The following is a 21,412-nucleotide window of genomic DNA, read 5'->3' as shown; positions in this document are numbered from 1 at the left end:
GCGGCAAATTCAAGCCTGCAGAACAGACCGACTACCCCCTTTGGGCGAGGAACGGGCAGTTGATCCCGCGGTCGTGGTCCAGTCATAATCCCCGCCTAGGCCGCCTCGGCCGGGGCATAAACCATGCGTGGGGAATTGATCAGGGTGATTCTGGCACGGCCGCGCCGCGGCGAATATGCTTGAGCCGCAGGAGAGTTCTTGGTGTTGGATAATTGGATGGGCCGCGGCCAAAAGGGCTCCGACGGCCATGACGAGGTAGGGCTCGGCAGTATCCGCCGGCCGGTGATCGGGCTGGCGCTGGGCGGCGGCGCCGCGCGCGGCTTTGCCCATCTCGGCATCATCAAGACCCTGGTCGCGCACGGCATCCATCCCAATGTCGTGGTGGGAACCTCGATGGGTGCGGTGGTCGGCGGCGCCTATGCCTCCGGACAACTCGACAAGGTGGAGGGCTGGGCGCGCAGCCTGCAGCCGCGCAACATCTTCGGCTATCTCGATATCCGCCTCAACGGCTCCGGCCTGATCGGCGGCGCCAAGCTCGCCGCCGAACTGGAGACGACGCTGGGCCAGAGCCTGATCGAGGATCTGCCGGTGAAATTCGCCACCGTCGCCACTGAAGTCCGCACCGGCCACGAAATCTGGCTGACCCATGGCCGCATGATCGACGCGATGCGCGCCTCCTATGCGCTGCCCGGTATCTTCTCGCCGGTCCTGATCGGCGATCGCTGGCTGGTCGACGGCGCCCTGGTCAACCCGGTTCCGGTGTCAGCGGCGCGCGCCCTCGGCGCCGAGATCGTCATCGCGGCCAATCTCTCCAGCGACATCTTCACCCACGCGACGACGATCTATTCCCACGGCGCGGCAACCGACCTGACGGTTTCGGTCGCACCGGAAGCAATACCTGAAGCCGAGCCGGCAAAGCGCGGCTTCGGCAGGTTTTTCTCGGCCGAACGCACTATGAAGCGCGAATTCTTCGGCGGCGGCGGCCGGCCGGGAATCTCCACCGTCATGGTGGACGCCTTCAACATCATGCAGGACCGCATCACCCGCGCGCGGCTGGCCGGCGATCCGCCGGATCTGTTGATCTCACCCCGCGTCGGCAAGATCGGCTGGTTCGATTTTCACCGCGCCGACGAACTGATCGCCCATGGCGTGCGCGCCGCCGAGCGCGCCATCGATTCCATCCAGGAAGCGATCCACATTCTGGCGCCGCCAGCGGCCGGTACCGCCGCGGCCGCCGAAAAGGCCGGACCAGAGAAAGAATAGCGCTCAGGCGGTCTTGATGTAGTCGCGCAGCGCTTCCTGCTCGGCTTCATATTCATGGACCCGGCGCTTGACGATGTCGCCGATCGAGATCAGGCCGACCACCTTGCCGTCCTCGACGACAGGCAAATGCCTGAACTTGCCCAGCGTCATCATTTCCATGATGCCACTGACCGTGTCCTGCTCCCGGCAACTGACCACCTTGCGCGTCATCACGGCGCTGACCGGTTCATCCAGCACCTTGGCGCCGCGCTCGCCGAGCACACGAACGATGTCGCGTTCCGACAGGATGCCTTCGAGATGTCCCTGGTTCATGACCAGCACGGCGCCGATCTTGCGCTCGCCAAGCAGTTTGACCGCGGCCGAAAGTTTGACGTCCGGCTCGACGCTCAGGATGTGATGGCCTTTGGAATCGAGAATTGCACGTACCGTCATCGCCGCCTCCTGAATCGGTGCGCACCCCTTTTGGGGGTTCGACTTGTTCGCGAGTGTTCAATCAACAGTTTTGCGCCGTCTTCGTTTCAAGAGCGTCCGTTTCAGGCGCGGTTACGTAGCTCGGCTGTCTTGCACGGCAGCGGGCTTTGTCTTGCATCACGACATATGACGATGATGAATGAAATCGCGGTGCGCCGCAAGCGACGATCAGACGCGGTCGGCCTCGTCTTGCGATGACGCATCTGCAGCATGCGTTGCCATCCGCGGCACCGGATCGAACAGCGAAAACAGCATCAGGCCGGCGAGAAATCCGCCGATATGCGCTTGCCAGGCCACGGTGCCGCCGTCGACGCCGATCGCAATCGATCCGACGCCAAAGATGATGTTGACGCCGAACCACACCGCCAGGAATCCCAGCACGCGCGTGTCGCGAAAGGCCTGTCCGAGCGACAGCGCCGGCACCTTCGCCGCTTCATCCGCGTCGCCGCGGCTGAACGACAGAAAGCTCCCCTTCACAAAGGCAAAGCGAATGGCGGCCGCCATGGTGCCGGACACCGACGCCGACGCGCCGATCATCGGCGCGATCGCGTGTTCATGCGTGAGCAGATGCGCAAGCGCGCCGGCCGCCGCCGTCACCGCCATGAACACGTAAAACCTGACCGCGCCGAACCGGCGCGCCAGCGCGCTGCCGAACGGCAACAGCCACAGCACGTTGAAGCCGATATGGGTGAGATTGGCGTGCAGCAGCGAATAGGTGACGAAGGTCCAGACCTTGGCGCCCGCGCCGCCGGGAAAATCGATGTTGAGCAGCGTCGAATCGTAGCGTTTCGGAATGAAACCGAAGACGTCGATGGTCCAGTTCTCGAGTTCCGGCGGCAGCAGCACCCGCAGATGGATGACCGCGATCAGCGCGATATAGGCCGTCAGCGCACCCGGCAGGGTCAGGATCGGCTCTCGCGGACCGTCCGGGGCGTCAAGCTGGGTTTCAGGCTGGGATTCCAAGGGGCCAGGGACCTTTAGAGACACCTTTAGAGGCGGCTTTGGGGAATGATCGGCCCAGATAGGCGGCTTTGCCCGCGCTGTGCAAGTGCACAAAATGGCCGTGGTGGACATCACCCTCGTGTCCCGGACGCGGTGCAGCGTGCAACGCTGCTCCGCAGAGCCGGGACCCACAATTTGCGGTATACTATATCAAACAATGCCCGCCGAAGACCTCTTCGGGTTCAAGTTACGCGTGGACGCCCCCTTCTTCGTCTACATCCTCGAAAACAAGCGAAATGGAACGCTGTACATCGGCGTAATAATCTCGCCCGCCGCATCGCCGAGCACAAAGCCAAGCTGGTGCCCGGTTTCACCCGAATACGGCGTCGATCTGCTCGTCTATTTCGAAGCGTTCGATTCCGTCCTTGAAGCTCGCGCGAGGGAACACGCGATGAAGCGGTGGCGGCGCGCCTGGAAGATCGAATTGATCGAGAAACTCAATCCGGACTGGCGGGATCTGGCGAACGAGCTGAACGCGTAGCGGCTTAGATGGGTACCGGCTCTGCAGTGCACCGCAAGGGCGCTGCACTGCGTCCGGGACACGAAACTGCTGTGCCAAAAAAAGAAAAAGGGAGGATGCTGAGAACATCCTCCCTCATCGTGTGCCGATCTTTTCGCGCCCCTGGAGTTTAGGGAACATCCCCACCCCTCCCCGCGCGACGACCAAACTGTTTGACGCCACCTGTGTACCAACCGAGCCGAGCCGGTAAGTCGGAGATAAGCCGGCCGGGTCCGATGCGTTCCACTCTACGCAGGCCGCATCGGGATCGCCAATCGCATAGTTAATTTAACGTTAACAACGCAAAGCCGCCGCCAAAGCGGCCAAACCGCGTCCACGGCATGGACGCTGCACAGCCTGTCCTGCACAACACAGAAGGGACAGCACGTGAGCAAAATCGGGACAGATATGTGCCGCCAGGCCACGGGCGGGGGCAAGGCCAACGTATGAAACATCCATCGAGCCGTCAGTTTTTTGCCTATTGGGACGCAAAACGCGGCCACGCGCGGGCACCTGACCGCAGCGAGATCGAACCATCAGCGGTACGCGAACTGCTCGGCGACATCTTCGTGCTGGGTTACGAAAACGAGGCCGGCTTCCCCTTCCGCGTCGCCGGAACCCGGGTCTGCGCCCTGCTCGGCCGCGGCGCAAAGGACAGCAGCTTCTCGGCGCTGTTTGCCGAAGAGAGCCGCCGCGAAATCGAAGACATCGTGACGTACGTCGCCGAGGAAATGCTGGCCGCCGTCGCCGGCATCACCGCGACCTCGGAAGACGGGCGGACGGCGCATCTGGAATTGCTGCTGCTGCCGTTCAACAACCGCGCGCACGCGCCGATCAGCATCACCGGCCTGCTGGCGCCGTTCGAGGACGATCTCGGCACGCTGAAGGATTTCAGGCTGACGTCGTGGCGCTATCTGCACCGGCCGGAGAAACTCGTTCCCCGCGCCTTGCGCAAGCTCGCCATCGCGCGCGGCTTTATGGTCTATGAAGGGATTACCGGCCGCTGAACCGCGCCGCGCGCTTTTCCAGAAACGCGTTGCGCCCCTCCAGCGCATCCGCGCTCTTGCGGATCTCGGCCTGCGTCTCGATTTCGCGCCGGAACTGATCGGCATAGCTTGAGTGTTCGCTCTCCTCGATCAGGCGGCGTGTCGCAACCAGCGCCCGCGTCGGACCGCTTGCAAGCTTGCGCGCCAGCGCCAGCGCGCCGCCCTGAAGCGCGGCATCATCGAACACTTCCCGGACCAGTCCCCATTCCCGGGCCGTCTCGGCCGATAGCGGCTCGTTCATCAGCATCAGTTCGAGCGCACGCTGCCGGCCGACCAGGCGCGGCAACAGCCAGGTCGAGCCGAGATCAGGCACCAGCGCGATCCGGCTGAAAACCTGAATGAAGCTCGCCGAGCGCGCCGCGACAATCACGTCTCCCGCCATCGCGAGGCTGAAGCCGCCGCCGGCCGCAACACCATTGACCGCCACCACGACCGGCACTTTGCATTCACGCAGCGCCTTGAAGGCCGGCCAGTAATACCGCATCACGCCATCGACGATGTCGTCGCCGAGGATGGCGGCGGCCTTGAGGTTCTGGCCGGAGCAAAAGCCGCGGCCGGCGCCGGTCAGGACCAGCGCCCGTACCCCGGGATCCTCGGTCATCTCAGCGATCGCGAGGGCCAGATCGCCCAGCAGATCGGGTGTCATCGCATTCAGCGTCGCAGGCTCGTCCAGTGTCAGCACGCCGACGGCATCGTCGCGGTCTCGCTTCACTCCAGCCATCTCATCCCTCCCCGAAATTTGGCCGGCCCTGGCGGGCCCGACATTAAGCATCATGGTACCGAAACAACGCACGGACAAACAATCGCTTTCAGCGGTCTTGACCGAAAACGGCCTTTACCGGGATACTGACCGGATTGGACGTGAGCGATGTTTGAGATCATTATTTTTTGCGTGATTTTGCTGGCGGTTTGTTATTGGGCGGTCCTGTGGCTGATGGGACGGCGCGAGGATGTTTTGCACGGCGAGTTCGTCGAAGCCGGTGCGCAGGCCGAAGAGCCCGTTCGATCGGTATTTCCGAAGCGGCCTGTCCGTAAAGTTCAAGCGGTTCGGCAGAATTTCCCCGAAAAACCCGTCTTCCCCGCAAAACCCGTCATCACCGGGAAGCCCGGCATCACCGAGACGCGCGTTCAAACTGCAATCGCGGAGCCGGCCGTTCAAGCTGTCGTGTCGGAGCAACCCGCATTCAGGCAGGAACGGCTGGAGTCGCTGCTGAACTCGATCAAGCAGGATCTCAATCAGTTGGTCCAGAAGTAGCTGCACGGCATCGGTGGGCACCGGGCACGTGAGAATACGTGCGCGCGTTGACACAGGCCGTGCGCGGTCTGAGGCTTCACGACAACTCTTGGGAGTGAGGCGTTGCACAATCGCTGGGGAATCCTTGCCGTCCTGTTCGTGGTTCGCGGCACCATGGCGTTCCAGTTTCAAAGCGTCGCCGCCGTGGCGCCGCTGCTCGGCAACCAGTTCGGCGTCAGCATCGCCGACATCGGCCTCTTGATCGGACTCTATTTCGCACCCGGCATCCTGCTCGCCCTGCCCGGCGGCGCGATCGGCCAGAAATTCGGCGACAAGCAAACGGCATTGGGCGCGCTGCTGCTGATGCTGTCAGGCAGCCTCGCCATGGCCCTTGCCACTTCCTGGGGCGTACAGATCTGCGGACGATTGGTTGCCGGCGCCGGCGGCGTGGTCCTCAGCGTTCAACTGACAAAAATGCTCACCGACTGGTTCGCAGGTCGCGAGATCGCCACCGCAATGGCGATCCTGGTCAACTCCTGGCCCGCCGGCATCGCCGTCTCATTGCTGACATTGCCCGTGATCGGAACGCGCTGGGGCGTCGATGCCGTGCATCTCGCCGTCGCCGCCTTCACCGCCTGCGGCATCGCACTGATCGCCCTGTTATATCGTGCGCCGATTGATCATGCCGCGGCGTCCACAACCGCCGCCCGCCTTGATCGCAATACCGTTCTCGCCGTCATCACCGCGGGTCTGATCTGGGGTCTATTCAACATCGGCTTTGCGATCATTTTCAGTTTCGGACCATCGATGCTGGTCGAACGCGGCTGGACGATCGCCGCCGCGGGATCGGCCATCAGCATCGTGTTGTGGATCGCGGTATTCTCGGTCCCCTTCGGCGGCTTCCTGGCCGATCGAACCGGCCGTCCGCAAACCATCCTCGTCGCCGCCGCTCTCGTCTTTGCGATGCTGATGATCCTGCTGCCGCGGACGAGCGCCGTGGTTCTGACGGTTGCAGCCCTCGGATTGATCTGCGGTCAGCCGGCCGGCCCGATCATGAGCTTGCCTGCGCGGGTCTTGCAGCCGGCGACGCGGGCGATCGGCATGGGCCTGTTTTTCACGGTGTTCTATGCCGCCATGATGCTGGGGCCGTTTGTCGGCGGCAGCCTCGCCAAATGGACGGGGACCGCCGCCACCGCATTCGACTTCGGCGCGGCAATGGTTTTGCTGTGTCCGCTGCTGCTGTGGATGTTCAACCGGATGGCGGCGGCACGGACACACACAGCTTGATGCACATACTTGATGCAACCGGCGATAACACATCATTAACCCTGTCGGCCTTAGGGTCTTCCTGACGCCGAAGGACCGGACGTCGGGTGGCGAAGAATGTCGTTTGCGCAAAAAAAATCCACTGTACCGGTCGCCCAGGAGCGACGGCGCTTCCAGCGCGTGAAAGTCCACCTGCTCGGCCGCTACATGCTGCCGGACCGGCGTGAGTTTCCCTGCCAGATCATCAATATGTCGCCGGGCGGATTGGCCCTGCTTGCGCCTGGCATCGGCAATGTCGGCGACCGCGTCATCGCCTATCTCGACCATATCGGCCGGGTTGAGGGCAAGATCACCCGCATCATCGACAACGGTTTTGCCATGACCGTGGGCGCGACCGCGCGCAAACGCGACAAGCTCGCCGCCCAGCTGACCTGGCTCGCCAACCGCGATATTCTCAATCTGCCGGAAGACCGCCGCCACGACCGTATCGTGCCGCGCAACCCGATCGCGCTGCTCACGCTCGAGGACGGCAGCAAGATGACCTGCCGGATCATCGACCTCTCGGCGTCGGGTGCGGCGATTGCCGCGGAAAACCGCCCGCCGCTGAAATCGCTGGTCATGCTGGGCAAGGTCCAGTCCCGGGTGGTGCGAAATCTCGAGGAAGGCTTCGCGCTCGAGTTCGTCCACGAGCAAATTGCCGAGACGCTCGAAGACGCGGTTAGCGCGCGGTAAAGCGCCAGCCGCTCAAAATCCCGATTTATCGACCTCAAAAGGCGGTATCCGCGTTGCCGGATGCCGTCTTTGTGCGCTCTGGCGCCTGCCGGAGCCGGTTAACGCCGGCAGCTTTTGCAACCACAAATGTCGCTGCGGCAGCGCCTGGCGCGTTAATGCGTAAAATTTGAATCAATTGCAGTTGTTTCAAATTTTAGTCGAATTCTATTCAAGTATAGATCGAATTCGATGCGGTTTTTACTTGTATTCACGTCAAATGTACTTGGCCGACTTAGCGGCGGCGCAAATCCTTTGTGCGAAACATGGTCCCAACAAGAAACGGGGGCCACAATGTTGTTCAGGGGACAGGGGAAGGGATTGGCGATTGCCGCCATCCTGCTGGGGATGAGCGTCTCTACGGGTTTCTCGGCGAAAGCCGGTGACGCGATCTATGCCAGCCTCGGCGATACCACGCGTTCGCCGATCGGCTGGGTCGAATTCTGCGCCGAGAATCCCGGCGACTGCCGCGGCGGCGCGTCACAGCCGCGAGACATCGTGCTGTCGCAGACGGCATGGCGAGATTTGCTGAGGGTCAACAAGTGGGTCAACGAGACCATCAAGCCGATCACCGACATAGATCATTGGGGTGTGATCGAGAAATGGTCGTTGCCGACTGACGGCTACGGCGACTGCGAGGACTACGTGCTGTTGAAGCGCAAGATGCTGATCGACGCCGGCTGGCCGCGCGAGGCGCTGCTGATCACTGTGGTGCGCGACAAGAAGGGCGAAGGTCACGCGGTGCTCACGGTCAAGACCGACAAGGGCGAATTCGTGCTCGACAACCAGAACGAAAACGTCCTCGCCTGGACGGAGACCGGCTACCGCTTCGTCAAGCGTCAGTCGCAGAGCGATCCCAATCTGTGGGTGTCGCTCGGTGACAACCGCCCTGCGGTCGCCACCGCCAGTTCTCGCGATCGCTAACGACAAAGGAATTCACGAACCCGCGACCCGGTCACATCCCCACCCCTCCCCGTCCCAGACCGGTTCGCGCGCGGCCAGCCATCCCCCAATGGCTGGCCGCAACCTTTTTTGGGATCAAAGCGCAGCCGGCGTGCGGACAGATAGACCGGGTGCGCTGCGCTGATCCAGGACGTGGACTCATTAACACGCAGCCACAGTCTAATCGACGCAAGTTGAACGAAGGCAAGATAGTTCGCGGCGAGCCTGTCGTAGCGTCGCCACCCGACGACATTGTTTGATCCTGTTGAAGAACGGCTCGACCTGGTTGCGAGCGCGTAGAGATAGGGGCTGAAGCAGATCGGATCGCTGCGATTGCTTTTCGGCGGGATGTTGGCCCACGCGCCCTTCTTCATGGCAAGCTCTCTGATCCAGTCGGCGTCATAGCCACGGTCGGCCAGCAGCATTGACCCGACTTTCAGACGAGACAGCAGTTTTCCGGCAAGTCGAACGTCGTGGGCCTCACCGGGGCTCAGCGCCAGCCGTACCGGCAGACCATTGCTATCGACCACCGCATGAATTTTACTCGTCAAGCCGCCGCGTGACCTCCCCAACGCTTGGCGCTGGTTTCGTGTGATGCAGGCTCCATACTTATGCACGCGGACAATGGATGTATCGATCATCTGGACAGCGGCATCATGGGCAGCGGCGATCGCGTCGATGATGCGGTCCCATACACCAGCCCGCCGCCACCTAACGAAGCGGTTACAGCAAGTGGTGTACGGACCAAACGCCTCGGGCAGATCACGCCAAGGTGCTCCGGATCGCAAGACCCAGAAAATGCCATTGAGAACACGGCGGTCGTTTTACCCGAGGAACGCCACGCATCTAGTGTGCTAGACTTGATCGGTATGATGCCTTGTCCAGCGTGGGAGCGGTCTTGAGGCGGCGCGATTTCATAGCTCTTGCCGGCGGCGCGGCTGCGGGTTGGCCGCTAACAGCACGCGCGCAGCAGCCGATGCGGCGGATCGGCGTGCTGATGGGTTATGCCGAAAACGACCGGGAGGGACAGGCCTTCGTCGCGGCGTTCCGGGAAGGACTCCAGAAGCTCGGGTGGGCCGAGGGCCGCAACATCCGGATCGACACGCGTTGGGCAGCGGCCGACGTGAAGACGATGCAACGATTCGCCAAGGAACTCGTCGCGCTGCAGCCCGACCTCATTCTTACGCAAAACACACCCACCACAGCGGCGATGCTGCAACAAACGCGCACCATCCCCATCATTTTCGCGAACGTTGCCGATCCGGTCGGCAGCGGCTTCGTCGCGAACTTTCCGCGGCCGGGCGGCAACGCCACCGGGTTCACCTTGTACGAGCCGACGATGGCCGGCAAGTGGCCGGGGCTGCTCAAGGAGATAGCGCCGCGCGTCGCCCGGGTCGCATTCCTGTTTAACCCGGCAACCGCGCCCTATGTCGAATATTACATGACCCCTTTCAAAGCCGCCGTTGCGTCCTTCGGCGTGGAGGCGATCGCCGCACCTGTTCGCGACCCGTCCGAGCTTGAATCCGTCGTTGCCGCATTGGCACGCGAGCCGAATGGTGGCCTCATCGTGATGCCGGACATTTTCTTGACCGCTTATCGCGTAGAGATCACATCGCTGGTTGCTCGCTACCGTGTACCTGCCGTCTATCCGTTCCGTCTCTTCGCTGAAGTCGGCGGCCTGCTGTCGTACGGAAATGACCAGGTCGATAATTATCGGCGCGCGGCGACCTATGCCGATCGCATCCTCAAGGGCGCCAAGCCGAGCGAGCTTCCGGTCCAGGCCCCGGTCAAGTTCGAGTTGGTGATCAATCTCAAGACTGCCAAAGCGCTCGGCCTGAATGTGCCGCTGAGCCTTCAGCAACGCGCCGACGAGGTGATTGAGTAGCGCTTCTGTTTGCCGCATCTGCTCTCGGCAGAAAGTGGCCCATCGCGACATTTTGCGCTGCCGCACAACTCCGGCCGCTATAAGGGCAAAGCGGACATTGCCTTAGCATCACGCCGCTGGGTTTATGGGTTCACGGCCTAGCCTTCCGGCAGCCAGAACGCGAGCATGCGTTTGGTTTCGCCGGTCCTTCGACGCCGTTGCCAATTCGGGTTGCGCGAGAGGAATTGAAACGGGTCCCTGCGCTCTCTTGCGGCCTCTTCGAGATAGGCCCGCCTCTCGGCTTTTCCGCTGCCCGGCCGACGTGCGATGATGGCCGGCCTCATCGGGAGAACGCACCTTGGCCGCCACTGAGATCGATGCCATCCGCGCGTTGCTGGGCTCGAAGCCGCGGCCGGTCGGCTGGTCGGAACGGCGCCAGCGGCTCGACGAAGTCGGATCGACCTGGCCGATCGCTTCCGATGTGAAATGTGACGCCGTCGATTGCGATGGCGTGCCCGGCGAGTGGTCGCTTGTATCAGGCAGCGACCCGTCGCGCGTGCTGCTGTATTTTCACGGCGGCGGTTATTGCTCCGGTTCGATACTGAGCCATCGCCGGATGGTGACGGAAGCGGGCCGCGCCGCACAAGCGCGCACGCTCGCGATCGATTATCGGCGCGCGCCCGAGCACCCCTACCCAACTGCCCATGAGGACGCGCTGACGGCGTGGCGCTTCCTGCGCAAGCAAGGCATACCGGCGGCAAGCATCGCCGTCGGCGGCGACAGCGCCGGCGGCAATCTCGCGCTCGGATTGATCAGCCGGTTGCGCGCGGCCGGCGAGGACCTACCGGCCTGCGCCTGGCTGGTCTCGCCCTGGACCGACCTGACAATGTCGGGCACCACGCTCGACACCAAGGATGCCATCGACCCGTTGATCCACCGGACTTATCTCGCCGAACTTGCGGACGCCTATGCGCCGTCGCCGCTCGATCGCCGAGATCCGCTGATCTCGCCGTTATTTGCGGATCTTGCGGGCTTTCCACCGTTCCTGATCCAGGTCGGCTCGGCGGAAACACTGCTGGCGGACGCCACACGGCTGGCCGCCGCCGCCGGATCTAATGACGTCGAGGTGAGCCTCGAAATCTGGCCGCACATGATCCATGCATGGCCGGTCTGGAATGCGAGATTGGACGACGGACGCCGCGCATTGGCGAAGGCAGGGCAATTTATCCGCGCGCATCTGCAAGGGCCGCCGTAGAGCGTGTGAGGCCGTCCGAGACCATCTTGCGGCGCAAAACCCCGGAAATATTGAAGTTTTACCCGGAATCCCGCCTCGATTCGGTTAATCCCGGGTTTCGGGGCCGCCAAGCCTGTGGTAAGCGAGGGTATTGAAATTACGTCCGGATTTGGAATCTCATGATCGAGCCCGCCCCCGGGAATACCAGTGCGCTTGCGCGTATCGGCGGTCAGCCAATTGCAATCGGCGCCGTTGCCCTCGTCATCGTCGTACTGGGAATAGGCTCGATTACGCTGTGGCGGGCCTATACCGGCACCGCACCCGAAACCGACCGCGTTGTTGCGGTCAGGCAATTGCAGGCGCGTACCGCGCAGGCGTCCGAACAGCTGGTCGAGAAAACCAAGGGCCTCGAAGCCACCCAGCAGGAATCGATCGACCAGCTCCAGGTGGTGCAGGATCAATTGCTGACGGTGCGCCGTCTGCTCGCCGCGCAGCAGGCCGATACCAGAAAGCTCTCCGAACAGGTCGGCACCCTGACGGAATCGATCGACGGCTTGCGGCAATCGTTCGCGAGCGCGCAGGCGGCCGAACCGGCCGCCCCGCCCTCTACCCGCAAACGGTCGGTCAGGAAATCCAGCGCGGCAAAGCCGCGCTCGAGCAAGAGCGCCCTCAAGCGCGGCAGGTCGAACGGCTGACGCCCGTTCCGGACGCGGTCCGGGACCGCCCCTCAAAGCGAGAGCAACGGACCGCGCGCTTCCGCGATGTGCCCCGCACGATCAGCGCCCTTTGGCCTAGCTAATCGTGACGCATTCAGCGCAGGTTCGCCGTGCCCGGCTGCAGACCCCAGCGGCAATTCTCCACCACATGCCACCAAAAACCCGCTTTCCTGCCAATTTTGTGTTCCGAGTGTGAACTGCTTCACATATGGCCGTGGGAATCTCCTGCATGGTGCAGTTCACCGGATGGCGTGAGCCGATTTCAATATCCGGGGCTGGCAAGGTCGTTGACGGTATACTGCGTCGACGGCCTTGTTTTTTTGCCCGCGTTCATCCCTCGCCCCGGCGCTTCCGGAATCCACGATCAAATTGGACCTCGCAGGCAGGTGATTTGCCTGTGGCCGGCATTGTTTGCTGAATGCACCTCCCTTGAGCCCGTGCGGTCCTGATGCATGAGGACCGCACGCTACTCGTTTGTTTTTGATGCGTTTTCGGCGCAGATAAGTCTACGCAATCTGCGTAAACTTGATCGCTATGCGGAGAGATCCCCTTGCCCATAGTCCCACGCTGAAGGCAGGCGCCGCGTTTTACGGCCCGCCGGTCGATCCGCCCAACCCGCTGTGGCCGAAGAGCCCGACGCAGCTCGCGCCCGAGATGAAGGCGCCGGTGCTGGGCCTCTATGGTGAAGCCGATAGCGGCATTCCCGTCGCCACCGTGGAAGCCCTGAAGGCCGCCCTGGCGGCGAACAAGAAGACCGCCGAGTTCAAGATATATATCCGGGCGCCCCGCATGGCTTCCACGCCGACTACCGTGCCAGCTATCGCAAGGAAGCGGCCGACGACGCGTGGGCGCAGCGGTAGAAAACGCGTCAAAACTCTAAGAATACCTGCGGGCAAACCACAGACGTGAAAAATGACGCGCAGCAAATGGCTGCGCGCTGTTTCGAGAGACGGCCTATCCGGCGCGATCGCTGTTGCGATGCGGCCTGGATACCGTCTGCTCGATTTCCCAGAGCATCCAGACGACGGCCGCTCCCAGACCGACAACGACACCCAGGAGCACCAACGTCAAAGCCGGGACTGTGAGCATGTCCAGCATCCCCGATGCGATGCAAGCGGCGTACCAGCAAACCAAGCAAACCAAACGCGGCCTCGGTGATTAAACACCGGGGCCGCCGAAATCATCCCGATAACCCGCCAGGCCGGGATTAGTTGCAACCTGAACCGGCGCAATCGCGCGGCTTGTGTTCGCACCGCTGCGCGCCGGGCAACGTGCAGCCGCTGTAGCTAGCAGCCGCGGCAGATGCTCTTCACCTTGCGGTCGATGGTCCTGTTTTCCTGTTGGATGGCGGCATCAACATCGGCATGCGGTTGCGCCGTCGACCCTGTGCCCGCAGCGCCGGTCGTTACCCCGGCCCCGGTGTTCACGGCCCGGCCCGACGATTGGGCGGTGCCGGCGCTGTTGGTGCCGGGCGCAGCGGGAAGCCTGGCCGCGTTGCCTGTGCCGCTCGGATCGTTGCCCGAATTGTTCGGACCGGCCGCGTTTGCCGGGCCGGGTGGCACGCCATGGATGGAAGTCGGGCCGGCGCCCGCCGATCCCGCATTGGGCGTGCCCACCGCGCTGCTGCTTCCTGTTGTCGAGCCGCTTGCGGCGCCGCCGGCACTTGTGCCGCCAGCACTTCCGCTGCCGCCGCCTGCGCTTTGCGCCAACGAAATGCCAGGCACGGTCAGGATGGCGAGCGCTATCATTGCTGCAAATGCGGTTGGTTTGGTCATCGAGAACTCCTTTCCTGGTTCAACGACGGCGAAACCGGCTTGTTCCGGCCGGAACGATTTCGGGCGCGGACCATTATGCAATCATATCCGCCACGTTGCCGGAGCCGAGGCCGCTTGCGTAAACTGATTGCCTTCGACGACGACACGTTCGACAAGCTGAAACAGCTTGGACGCGACCGGATGGCGACGATTCAGGAACTGGCCGATGAGGCCTTTGCCGACGTTTTAAAGAAGCACGGCATCCCGATAGATCTCAAGGACGCCCTTCGCAAAAGCGCAAGACTTTCCGGCGCCAAAACAGAAAAAGTTGCACAACCGAAGAAGTCAAAAGCCCGGAAGGCAACATCATGACGACCGATCCCGATCCGTTCGAGCAGGGCCAGCGCGCGGCACGCGAGAATATCCCGGCTGAAGCCAATCCCTATCAGGACGGCAGCGAGCAGCATGCGCTCTGGGCCGCCGGGCACGAGCAAATTGCCGGCGCGGCCGAGGCCAGCGAGTCCGAAGATACCTGACGCGGTGTTCAGCCGATCTTCTTCAGACCGTTTTTGAACCGCGGTCCGTTGATGGCGTAGGACTTCGCCGCTCGTCCCATCGCCGTCGCCTGTTCGGGCGAAAGCGTGCGGATCACGCGCGCCGGCGCGCCGATGATCAGCGAGAGCTCGGGAAATTCCTTGCCCTCGGTGATGACGGATCCCGCGCCGACGACACTGCCGCGGCCGATCTTCGCGCCGTTCATCACGATCGAGCCCATCCCGACCAGCGCGTCGTCCTCGAGCGTGCAGCCGTGCAGGATGACGTTGTGGCCGACGGTGCAGTTCTTGCCGATCGTCAGCGGAAAGCCGGGGTCGGTGTGGCAGGTCGAATTGTCCTGCACGTTGGAGCCTTCGCCGATCTCGATCCACTCATTGTCGCCGCGGAGCACCGCGCCGAACCACACGCTGGCCCCATTCTTCAGGCGCACCTTGCCGATGACGGTGGCGGTATCCGCAATGAAATAGTTTCCGTCCGCGGGAAGATCGGGCCCCTGCCCGTCGAGTTCGTAGATCGCCATGATGATCAGGTCTCCGTTTGTGGAGACCTTGGCACAGCCGCCAGCGCATGATCAAGCAAAGGGCGGATACGCCTCAGGCGAACAGGCTCCAGGGGAACAGACTTTAAGCGAACAGACCTGCGGCCCGCAGCGTCATCAGGAAGAACGTGCCGGACATCAGACTCCAGAAGCCCGCGAGCACGGTCGCCATCATCACGAATTCGAAGCGGCGGCGCTCGATCCTGGCACCGCGCAGCGTATTGCGCATGATGATGAAGGGGGCGGCAAAAACCAGGAACGGAACCGCCGCAAACGTTTTCGGCGCCACGCCATTCCCGAGCAGCCCGAAACCGGCGGGCCGCGCCGCCATGGCCTGGTAGCCGCTGGTCAACGCGCCGGCGAGCGCAAAACCGATGCAAAGGGAAAACAGGGAATTCAACGCATCGGGCGACATCGAACACATCCGCTACAGAACAAACCGCGCCCTGCTTTCGCAAAATCGGGGACCCGCCGCCACAGCATCCTTAAGGAAGGGTTAACAGCTGAAGGCCACAATCCCGTTCGCGCATGGCTCGCGCTTGCCCGATGCCGGTGAAATCATACGGAAATCCCGCCGCCCGTGGCATATTCGCCGGGTGATTCGGCCTCAGCCTCGAACTCGACCGATATTTCTTTCATGACATTGCTTTCGACGGCCCAACACATCGCCCGCGACACGCGAAAAAACCCGCGCTCGCACATGGTGCTGATCGTGGTGGCAGCGACCATCGCCGCAGGCGCAATCGGGCTCGTGGCCTATCTGTTATGGCCGACCTGGGGCAATGGCGTAGCCAACGCGCCGTCGCGGTTACCGGTCAGCGTGGGCGGCACCCTCTTCAACGTGCCGACGTCGGCGATCCGCAGGAAAATCCAGCGCCATTCCGGTCCACAGGAACGCGTCGATCTCAACTTCACATTCCCTTCACTCGAAGCGCCCGAGTTGCCCCGGCACGTCAGCGCCGATACGGTCGAAGAAAAGGTGCAGCCGATCGACCGGATCTTCCTGTCGATCTCGGCGCACCACGACACGCTGGCGCCCGACGTCCGGGTCCGCACCATCTATCCACGCTATCTGGAGCCACCCGCAACGCCGATCGACGACGGACTGGCGATGCGCGCGTTTCGCGACGGCTCGCCCTATGCCAACGAAGATCTGTTCACCGCGAGCGCGCCCGTCCTCAACGCGCGCTGCACGCGCGACGGGGTGACGCCCGGAATGTGCCTGAGCGAGCGCCGGGTCGACGGCGCCGACCTGACATTCAGATTTCCGCGGAGCTGGCTATCGCAATGGCGCGACGTCGCCAATGCGATGAACCGTTTGACAGCGCAATTGCACGGGCTGCAAAAATAGCGGCGCCTTGTCTTGACGCGTTTTCTTTGCGCGAACCGGTACCCACTTCGCTCGAAACGCTATGGCCGCGCGCTTCGCCTCAACCCTGGTCGACCAGGTCTTCCTCGAGGATCGCCATCTGGAACTGGAAGGAACGGTCGTCGTCTTCGTCGTCGACGAACAGGACGCCGATGAACTCCTCACCGATATAGACCTCGGCGGAATCATCCTTTTTCGGGCGCGGCACCACGCGAATTTTCTGGTTGCCGAATACGCGCTTGAGATAGGCGTCGAGCTTCCTGACTTCCTGAACGTCCACGGCGGTCTCCAATCGGATATTATTGCGGTTTCCGGGGAGTTTTAGGCCGAGACGGCGCGAACCGCCAGCCGTATCTTCACGAGATCGACAGGTCAGAAAGCCCTTGAAAATCAGATCCCGATCGCGTTGAGCATCTGGTCCATGGTGCGCGATGGCTCGGCGCAGCCGGCTTCGCCAACGATCTTGGCCGGAACACCCGCCACGGTGACATTATGCGGCACCGGTTTGACCACCACCGAGCCTGCAGCGATGCGCGCGCAGTGACCGATCTCGATATTGCCGAGAATTTTCGCGCCGGCCCCGATCAGCACGCCGTGGCGAATCTTGGGATGGCGATCCTCGTTCTCCTTGCCAGTGCCGCCGAGCGTGACACCGTGCAGGATCGAAACGTCATCCTCGATGACAGCCGTCTCACCGCAGACGAAACCGGTCGCATGATCGAGAAAGATTCCGCGGCCGATGGTCGCCGCCGGGTTGATGTCAGTCTGGAACACCGCGGACGCCCGGCTCTGCAGGTAGTAGGCGAAATCCTTGCGCCCTCGCTTGTACAACCAGTGCGCCAGCCGATGAGTCTGCAGGGCGTGGAAGCCCTTGAAGTAAAGCAAGGGATCGATGAAGCGCGACGTCGCAGGATCGCGGTCATAGACCGCGACCAGATCGGCGCGGAACGCATTGCCGAAATCGGGTTCGTCGCGCAGCGCCTCGTCATAGGTCTGGCGGATCAGATCGCCCGACAGCGCCGAATGATCGAGCCGCTCGGCCAGGCGGTGGATCACCGCATCTTCCAGTCGCTCGTGATGCAGCACGGTCGAGTAGATGAAGGACGCCAGTTCCGGCTCGCGGCGAACGATGTCTTCCGCCTCGTTCCGCACGCGATCCCAGATCGGATCGAGCGCGGCCAGCTTCGAACCCTGCGGACTGACCTGATGCACTGCCATGGGATTATCTCGGCTTGTTCTCGGGGCTTGTTTCGCCCGGCGTTATAGCATGGCGGACGGATGGCTGTCCCGGGGCAGGCGGCGGCAGAGTAAATCCCCGCCGAACGCCCCAGGAACGGTTAGGGTCAATTCAAGGTGGTTGGCGATTTCAGGAAATCAAGCCGGGAAAGCTCCGACTATTGGTGAATTTCGGCCCCCCGGCCATTCCGGGCAAGCTGGCCGAAACCGGGGGGAAACCACATCAACACGCAGATTTTGCGCGCGCGGACGGGCGACTCGCGGCTGGCCTGGATCGCCGCCATCGCCATCCCCCTGATGTTGCTCGCCCCTGCCCTGTGGAACGGCTACCCGCTGCTCCAATGGGATACCGGCGGCTATCTGGCACGCTGGTATGAAGGCTACCTCGTGCCAAGCCGCTCCACGGTGTTCGGCCTCTATCTGCATTTCGGCGAAGACTCCGCGTTCTGGATCAATCTCGGAATCCAGGCGCTGGCAACGTTGTGGATCCTGCAGCTGACGCTGCGCGCATTCGAAATCGCCCAACCCTTGCGGCTGCTCGCAATGGGCCTGGTGCTGGCCCTGGCCACCGCACTGCCGTGGCTCGCGAGCACGCTTCTGACCGACCTCTACGCCGGCCTGTCGGTGCTGTCGCTCTTCATTCTGGTCGTGCTGGGCGAGCGCACTTCGACAATCGAAAAATGTTCGCTGTTCGCGCTGACGGCGTTCGCCGCGGCCTCGCACAGCGCCACGCTGGCAGTGCTGCTCGGGCTCTGTTGTGTGGGGTGGATCGTGCGTCCGTTTTCGCGCCGACGGATAACGGTTTCCGGTCTGCTGCAGGGCAGCCTCACCCTCGTCGCCGGCGCGGCGATGCTACTGGCGGCGAATTTCGCACTGTCAGGGAAAGTGGCGTGGACGCCCGGCGGCTATGGCGTCGCCTTCGGACGCATGCTGCAGGACGGCATCGTCGCGCGTTACCTGAAGGAGCATTGTCCGCAGCAGCAGTTGAAGCTCTGTCCCTATCGCGACCAGTTGCCTGCAACGGCCGATCAGTTTCTGTGGGGCAGCAGCGTGTTCAATACGCTTGGTCGCTTCAAGGGCCTGGGCGACGAGATGGGCTTCATCGTGCTGCGTTCGCTGGTCGAATATCCGGCACGGCAGATCGAGGCGGCGATCACAGGAACCACGCGGCAACTGGTCCATGTCGCGACCGGCGAAGGCACCAATGAATGGATCGGCCACACCTACGGGATCATCGAGCGTTATATCCCGACGCAGGTCAAGGCGATGCGCGCCGCGAACCAGCAGCGCTGGCGGCTCGACTTTGCCGCCATCAACCGTCTCCACGTTCCGGTGGCGCTCGTCTCGATGCTGCTGGCCGTAATCGTGTTCGGTCGCGGCCTGTGGCGGCGTCCGTTCGATGATCTCACGCTTCTCGCAGGAACCGTTACATTCGCCGTGCTCGGCAACGCGTTTATCTGCGCCGTGATATCAGGCCCGCATGACCGCTATGGCGCGCGCATGGCGTGGGTCGCGACCTTCGTGGTGCTGATCGCGGCGGCGCGGCAATTCTTCGGCGAGGACCCACGCGAAGGCTCAGCTTCGCCGTGACAGGAAATCGATGACGCCGGCCTTGTAGACCTTGTCGCCGACCGCGCGCATGTGATCGCGGTTCGGAATATCCAGCACCTCGGCGTCCGGAATGATCTCGCCCAGCGCCTGCGCCGAGCCTGCGATTTCGTCTGACGTGCCGACCGCGATCAGCACGGGCACATGGATAGCGGCGGCTTCATCCCGCGTCATCAGGCGCCGCGAGCCGCGCAGGCAGGCCGCCAGCGCGCGGCGGTCGGAACGGGTCTGGTCGGCAAAAGCGCGAAACGTCCGCCCAACCGGATCGGTCACGTCGTCCAGCGACGGCGCCTCGAGTGCGAGGGCTACGTTTTCGCCGGGGCCACCGCCCGTGATCATCCCGATCCCGATGCCGCCCAGGATGGCCGAGCGCAGCCGCTGCGGCTGGCCCAGCGCCATCACCGCCGTCATCCGCGATCCCAGCGAATAGCCCATCACGTCGGCCCGCTCGATTTCCAAATGATCCAGCAGCGCGATGACGTCGCCGGCCATGATCGCGATCTCATACTGCGCGGCGTCGTACAGCTTGCCGGAATCGCCATGCCCGCGGTTGTCGAGCGCGATCACGCGGCGCCCGGCTTTCTTCAGGTCGGACACCCAGGTCGGATAGACCCAGTTCACGTTCTTGCTCGAGGCAAAGCCGTGTACGAGAACGATCGGATCGCCCTCGCCTTCGTCGAGATAGGCAATTTCGATATCGCCGTTGTGAAAACTCGGCATCGCTCGTTCCATTTTTTGGGGAGTTCAAAATGCGCGATCGGAAAACGATCGCAACTCTAGCCGCAGGTTGCGGCACCCGCCAGAGCCGGGCCGGGAAGCAACGCCGCGGCCGCCGCCTGCTCACGCTGCCGCCTCGCCTTCTTGCGGCGCAGATACGCCATGGTGGCGCGCTCGGTGATCGCCTTGATCGACGACAAGAAGCCGAACAGCGCCAGCAGCGCACTGAATAGCCACAGCGACAGATTGAATGCGCCGGCCGCCAGCAGCAGAGCGCCGCGGCCGAACAGTTTCAGGATCGCCCGGGTCTGGCCACCCTTGGATTCCGCGAGCCGTGCGGCGCGCGCGATATCCTTCGGGCCCTCGGCGATGCGCAGCGTGTCGAGTGCACCGCGCGTACCGGCCTTTTGCCCGACGCGGCCGACGTCCTTAGCCAGCCGAACCAGTGCACCGGCCTTCTCGGCGCGGAACGCCGCCTTGATCGCGCTGACGGTCGCGCCGGGCCGCAGCACCGAGCCGGAGGCGACCGCCTTCTGCAGCATCGGCCCATCGACGACCTCGCGCGCCGAGCGGCCGGCCCATAGCGTCAGCCCCTCGCCCAGACGTCCGACCTTGCGGGCATCCTTGACCATGGTCAGTCCGGCACGCACCGGTAGCGCGCCACCGACCGACACATAGGTCGCCGCCGTCACCGCCAGGCCTACCGTCGCAAGCCCAAGTATCAGATGATCGGTATCCTCGCCCATCGCCAGATGCTTGCCTTCGCGCACCACGTCGCGGATATCGCCGAACACAAAGAGATCGCCGGCCACCGTGCCCGACAGGCTCGCGACATCCTCGGCGTTGCCGGTGACGAGACCGATCGCGAAACGTTTAGCAAAATGCGAGGTTGAGTTCGCGTCCGTGACGGCCTCGTTCACGCGCTGCGACAGTTCTTCGCTGATGACAATGTTCTTGTCGCGCGCAAGTTCGGCAAAGCTGCCGGCAAGATCGACATCGCCTGCCGCCAGCGCGGACTCGATATTTTCTGTAATCAGCGCCGGGTTGTTCCGCAGGGCAGAATTGATCCTCAGATCGGCCAATTCGGTCGGTTCGTCCTGCGCCGCCAGGATCGCAAAAGCGTCGCGCGCGTGTGGCCATAGCGCCGCACCCACGGCGATAGTTGCCGCCATGCCCGCCACCGCCAAACTGAGCCCTGCCCGCTTCATCCTGCAAAACCTGGGTTTTCGCTGCCCTCAACATAATGTGCCGCATTTGCGACACAACGTCCCCGACGAAAGAAGGGCTTCTCTGGGACGACAAGATTGTGTCGAATTTGCATGAGCAAATG

The 21,412-nt window shown here is 63.0% G+C and carries 25 protein-coding genes and 1 pseudogene; 15 read left to right on the top strand and 11 right to left on the bottom strand.

The features are described 5' to 3' along the window. Positions 1–201: 201 nt before the first annotated feature. On the top strand, positions 202–1,263 hold the full coding sequence (locus tag JQ574_RS20160) for a patatin-like phospholipase family protein (protein WP_212204859.1): 1,062 nt from the start codon (positions 202–204) through the stop codon (positions 1,261–1,263). A gap of 3 nt (positions 1,264–1,266) precedes the next feature. Here JQ574_RS20160 and JQ574_RS20155 read toward each other — a convergent pair whose 3' ends face one another. Together JQ574_RS20155 and JQ574_RS20150 are read right to left on the bottom strand one after the other, a co-directional pair. Further along, entirely contained in the window at positions 1,267–1,695 is a 429-nt protein-coding gene (locus tag JQ574_RS20155; RefSeq protein ID WP_212204857.1) for a CBS domain-containing protein, read from the bottom strand. A 207-nt stretch (positions 1,696–1,902) separates the two neighbouring features. Then, positions 1,903–2,697: a rhomboid family intramembrane serine protease gene (locus JQ574_RS20150; protein ID WP_249119469.1), complete on the bottom strand. Its 795-nt coding sequence runs from the start codon at positions 2,695–2,697 to the stop codon at positions 1,903–1,905. A 196-nt stretch (positions 2,698–2,893) separates the two neighbouring features. Between JQ574_RS20150 and JQ574_RS20145 the strand changes: the two genes are divergently transcribed. Continuing rightward, entirely contained in the window at positions 2,894–3,217 is a 324-nt protein-coding gene (locus JQ574_RS20145; RefSeq protein WP_312014682.1) for a GIY-YIG nuclease family protein, read from the top strand. A 464-nt stretch (positions 3,218–3,681) separates the two neighbouring features. Beyond that, positions 3,682–4,242: a PAS domain-containing protein gene (locus JQ574_RS20140; RefSeq protein WP_212204853.1), complete on the top strand. Its 561-nt coding sequence runs from the start codon at positions 3,682–3,684 to the stop codon at positions 4,240–4,242. Here the strand turns inward: JQ574_RS20140 and JQ574_RS20135 are convergent. After that, positions 4,229–5,002, bottom strand: a complete 774-nt coding sequence (locus JQ574_RS20135; protein ID WP_212204851.1) for an enoyl-CoA hydratase-related protein — start codon at positions 5,000–5,002, stop codon at positions 4,229–4,231. The genes JQ574_RS20140 and JQ574_RS20135 overlap by 14 nt on opposite strands. Before the next feature lie 147 nt (positions 5,003–5,149). Here JQ574_RS20135 and JQ574_RS20130 point away from each other — a divergent pair, with 147 nt between their 5' ends. The 4 genes from JQ574_RS20130 to JQ574_RS20115 all read left to right on the top strand — a co-directional run bounded on the left by JQ574_RS20130 (position 5,150) and on the right by JQ574_RS20115 (position 8,473). Continuing rightward, on the top strand, positions 5,150–5,536 hold the full coding sequence (locus JQ574_RS20130; protein ID WP_212295604.1) for a hypothetical protein: 387 nt from the start codon (positions 5,150–5,152) through the stop codon (positions 5,534–5,536). Positions 5,537–5,638: 102 nt separating this feature from the next. Next, positions 5,639–6,802: a CynX/NimT family MFS transporter gene (locus tag JQ574_RS20125; RefSeq protein ID WP_212204847.1), complete on the top strand. Its 1,164-nt coding sequence runs from the start codon at positions 5,639–5,641 to the stop codon at positions 6,800–6,802. Positions 6,803–6,898: 96 nt separating this feature from the next. Next, a complete protein-coding gene (locus tag JQ574_RS20120) occupies positions 6,899–7,513 on the top strand; it encodes a PilZ domain-containing protein (protein WP_212204845.1) in 615 nt (204 codons plus the stop codon). 330 nt (positions 7,514–7,843) lie between these two features. Then, positions 7,844–8,473: a transglutaminase-like cysteine peptidase gene (locus JQ574_RS20115; RefSeq protein ID WP_212204843.1), complete on the top strand. Its 630-nt coding sequence runs from the start codon at positions 7,844–7,846 to the stop codon at positions 8,471–8,473. Here JQ574_RS20115 and JQ574_RS20110 read toward each other — a convergent pair. Continuing rightward, entirely contained in the window at positions 8,470–9,279 is an 810-nt protein-coding gene (locus JQ574_RS20110; RefSeq protein ID WP_249119468.1) for an IS5 family transposase, read from the bottom strand. The genes JQ574_RS20115 and JQ574_RS20110 overlap by 4 nt on opposite strands. A gap of 110 nt (positions 9,280–9,389) precedes the next feature. Between JQ574_RS20110 and JQ574_RS20105 the strand changes: the two genes are divergently transcribed. The 4 genes and pseudogenes from JQ574_RS20105 to JQ574_RS20090 all read left to right on the top strand — a co-directional run. Next, complete coding sequence (locus JQ574_RS20105; RefSeq protein WP_212204841.1) at positions 9,390–10,376, top strand: ABC transporter substrate-binding protein; 987 nt, start codon at positions 9,390–9,392, stop codon at positions 10,374–10,376. 337 nt (positions 10,377–10,713) lie between these two features. Next, positions 10,714–11,610, top strand: coding sequence for an alpha/beta hydrolase (locus tag JQ574_RS20100; protein ID WP_212204839.1), 897 nt, complete (start codon positions 10,714–10,716; stop codon positions 11,608–11,610). A gap of 158 nt (positions 11,611–11,768) precedes the next feature. Next, on the top strand, positions 11,769–12,284 hold the full coding sequence (locus tag JQ574_RS20095) for a hypothetical protein (RefSeq protein ID WP_212204837.1): 516 nt from the start codon (positions 11,769–11,771) through the stop codon (positions 12,282–12,284). Positions 12,285–12,857: 573 nt separating this feature from the next. Next, positions 12,858–13,165 (top strand): annotated as a pseudogene (locus JQ574_RS20090) (dienelactone hydrolase family protein); the annotation flags it as partial. 426 nt (positions 13,166–13,591) lie between these two features. Here the strand turns inward: JQ574_RS20090 and JQ574_RS20085 are convergent. Further along, entirely contained in the window at positions 13,592–14,080 is a 489-nt protein-coding gene (locus JQ574_RS20085) for a hypothetical protein (RefSeq protein WP_212204835.1), read from the bottom strand. 114 nt (positions 14,081–14,194) lie between these two features. On the opposite strand from JQ574_RS20085, the gene JQ574_RS20080 reads away from it, so the two are divergent. Together JQ574_RS20080 and JQ574_RS20075 are read left to right on the top strand one after the other, a co-directional pair. After that, positions 14,195–14,431, top strand: coding sequence for a hypothetical protein (locus JQ574_RS20080; protein ID WP_212204833.1), 237 nt, complete (start codon positions 14,195–14,197; stop codon positions 14,429–14,431). Continuing rightward, positions 14,428–14,595: a hypothetical protein gene (locus tag JQ574_RS20075; protein WP_212204831.1), complete on the top strand. Its 168-nt coding sequence runs from the start codon at positions 14,428–14,430 to the stop codon at positions 14,593–14,595. Before JQ574_RS20080 ends, JQ574_RS20075 begins: the two co-directional genes overlap by 4 nt. An 8-nt stretch (positions 14,596–14,603) precedes the next feature. Here JQ574_RS20075 and JQ574_RS20070 read toward each other — a convergent pair whose 3' ends face one another. Together JQ574_RS20070 and JQ574_RS20065 are read right to left on the bottom strand one after the other, a co-directional pair. Continuing rightward, positions 14,604–15,134 (bottom strand): gamma carbonic anhydrase family protein, encoded by a 531-nt coding sequence (locus tag JQ574_RS20070; protein WP_212204829.1) that lies wholly within the window; start codon positions 15,132–15,134, stop codon positions 14,604–14,606. 103 nt (positions 15,135–15,237) lie between these two features. Beyond that, positions 15,238–15,567 carry a DUF6949 family protein gene (locus JQ574_RS20065; RefSeq protein WP_211996228.1) on the bottom strand — a complete coding sequence of 110 codons (330 nt, stop codon included), beginning with the start codon at positions 15,565–15,567 and terminating at the stop codon, positions 15,238–15,240. Positions 15,568–15,789: 222 nt separating this feature from the next. Between JQ574_RS20065 and JQ574_RS20060 the strand changes: the two genes are divergently transcribed. Next, the gene (locus tag JQ574_RS20060) at positions 15,790–16,503 is read left to right on the top strand and encodes a hypothetical protein (RefSeq protein WP_212204826.1); all 714 of its coding nucleotides are present in this window, start codon (positions 15,790–15,792) and stop codon (positions 16,501–16,503) included. Between the two features lie 79 nt (positions 16,504–16,582). Here the strand turns inward: JQ574_RS20060 and JQ574_RS20055 are convergent, their stop codons facing one another. Both JQ574_RS20055 and cysE read right to left on the bottom strand, forming a co-directional pair. Next, positions 16,583–16,801 (bottom strand): DUF3126 family protein, encoded by a 219-nt coding sequence (locus JQ574_RS20055; RefSeq protein WP_192734033.1) that lies wholly within the window; start codon positions 16,799–16,801, stop codon positions 16,583–16,585. 110 nt (positions 16,802–16,911) lie between these two features. Further along, positions 16,912–17,739: a serine O-acetyltransferase gene (gene cysE / locus JQ574_RS20050; RefSeq protein WP_212036171.1), complete on the bottom strand. Its 828-nt coding sequence runs from the start codon at positions 17,737–17,739 to the stop codon at positions 16,912–16,914. A 255-nt stretch (positions 17,740–17,994) separates the two neighbouring features. Here cysE and JQ574_RS20045 point away from each other — a divergent pair, with 255 nt between their 5' ends. Next, the gene (locus tag JQ574_RS20045) at positions 17,995–19,347 is read left to right on the top strand and encodes a hypothetical protein (RefSeq protein ID WP_249119466.1); all 1,353 of its coding nucleotides are present in this window, start codon (positions 17,995–17,997) and stop codon (positions 19,345–19,347) included. Here JQ574_RS20045 and JQ574_RS20040 read toward each other — a convergent pair. Continuing rightward, positions 19,333–20,085, bottom strand: a complete 753-nt coding sequence (locus JQ574_RS20040; RefSeq protein ID WP_212204824.1) for an alpha/beta fold hydrolase — start codon at positions 20,083–20,085, stop codon at positions 19,333–19,335. The genes JQ574_RS20045 and JQ574_RS20040 overlap by 15 nt on opposite strands. Positions 20,086–20,141: 56 nt before the next feature. After that, positions 20,142–21,290: a hypothetical protein gene (locus JQ574_RS20035; protein WP_212204822.1), complete on the bottom strand. Its 1,149-nt coding sequence runs from the start codon at positions 21,288–21,290 to the stop codon at positions 20,142–20,144. Positions 21,291–21,412 lie beyond the last annotated feature (122 nt).

It is taken from the genome of Bradyrhizobium sp. AUGA SZCCT0158 (genome assembly GCF_018130065.1).
Taxonomy (GTDB): Bacteria; Pseudomonadota; Alphaproteobacteria; order Rhizobiales; family Xanthobacteraceae; genus Bradyrhizobium.
Note: the sequence above shows the minus strand (reverse complement) of the source record. Positions and strands in the feature narration are given on the sequence as shown.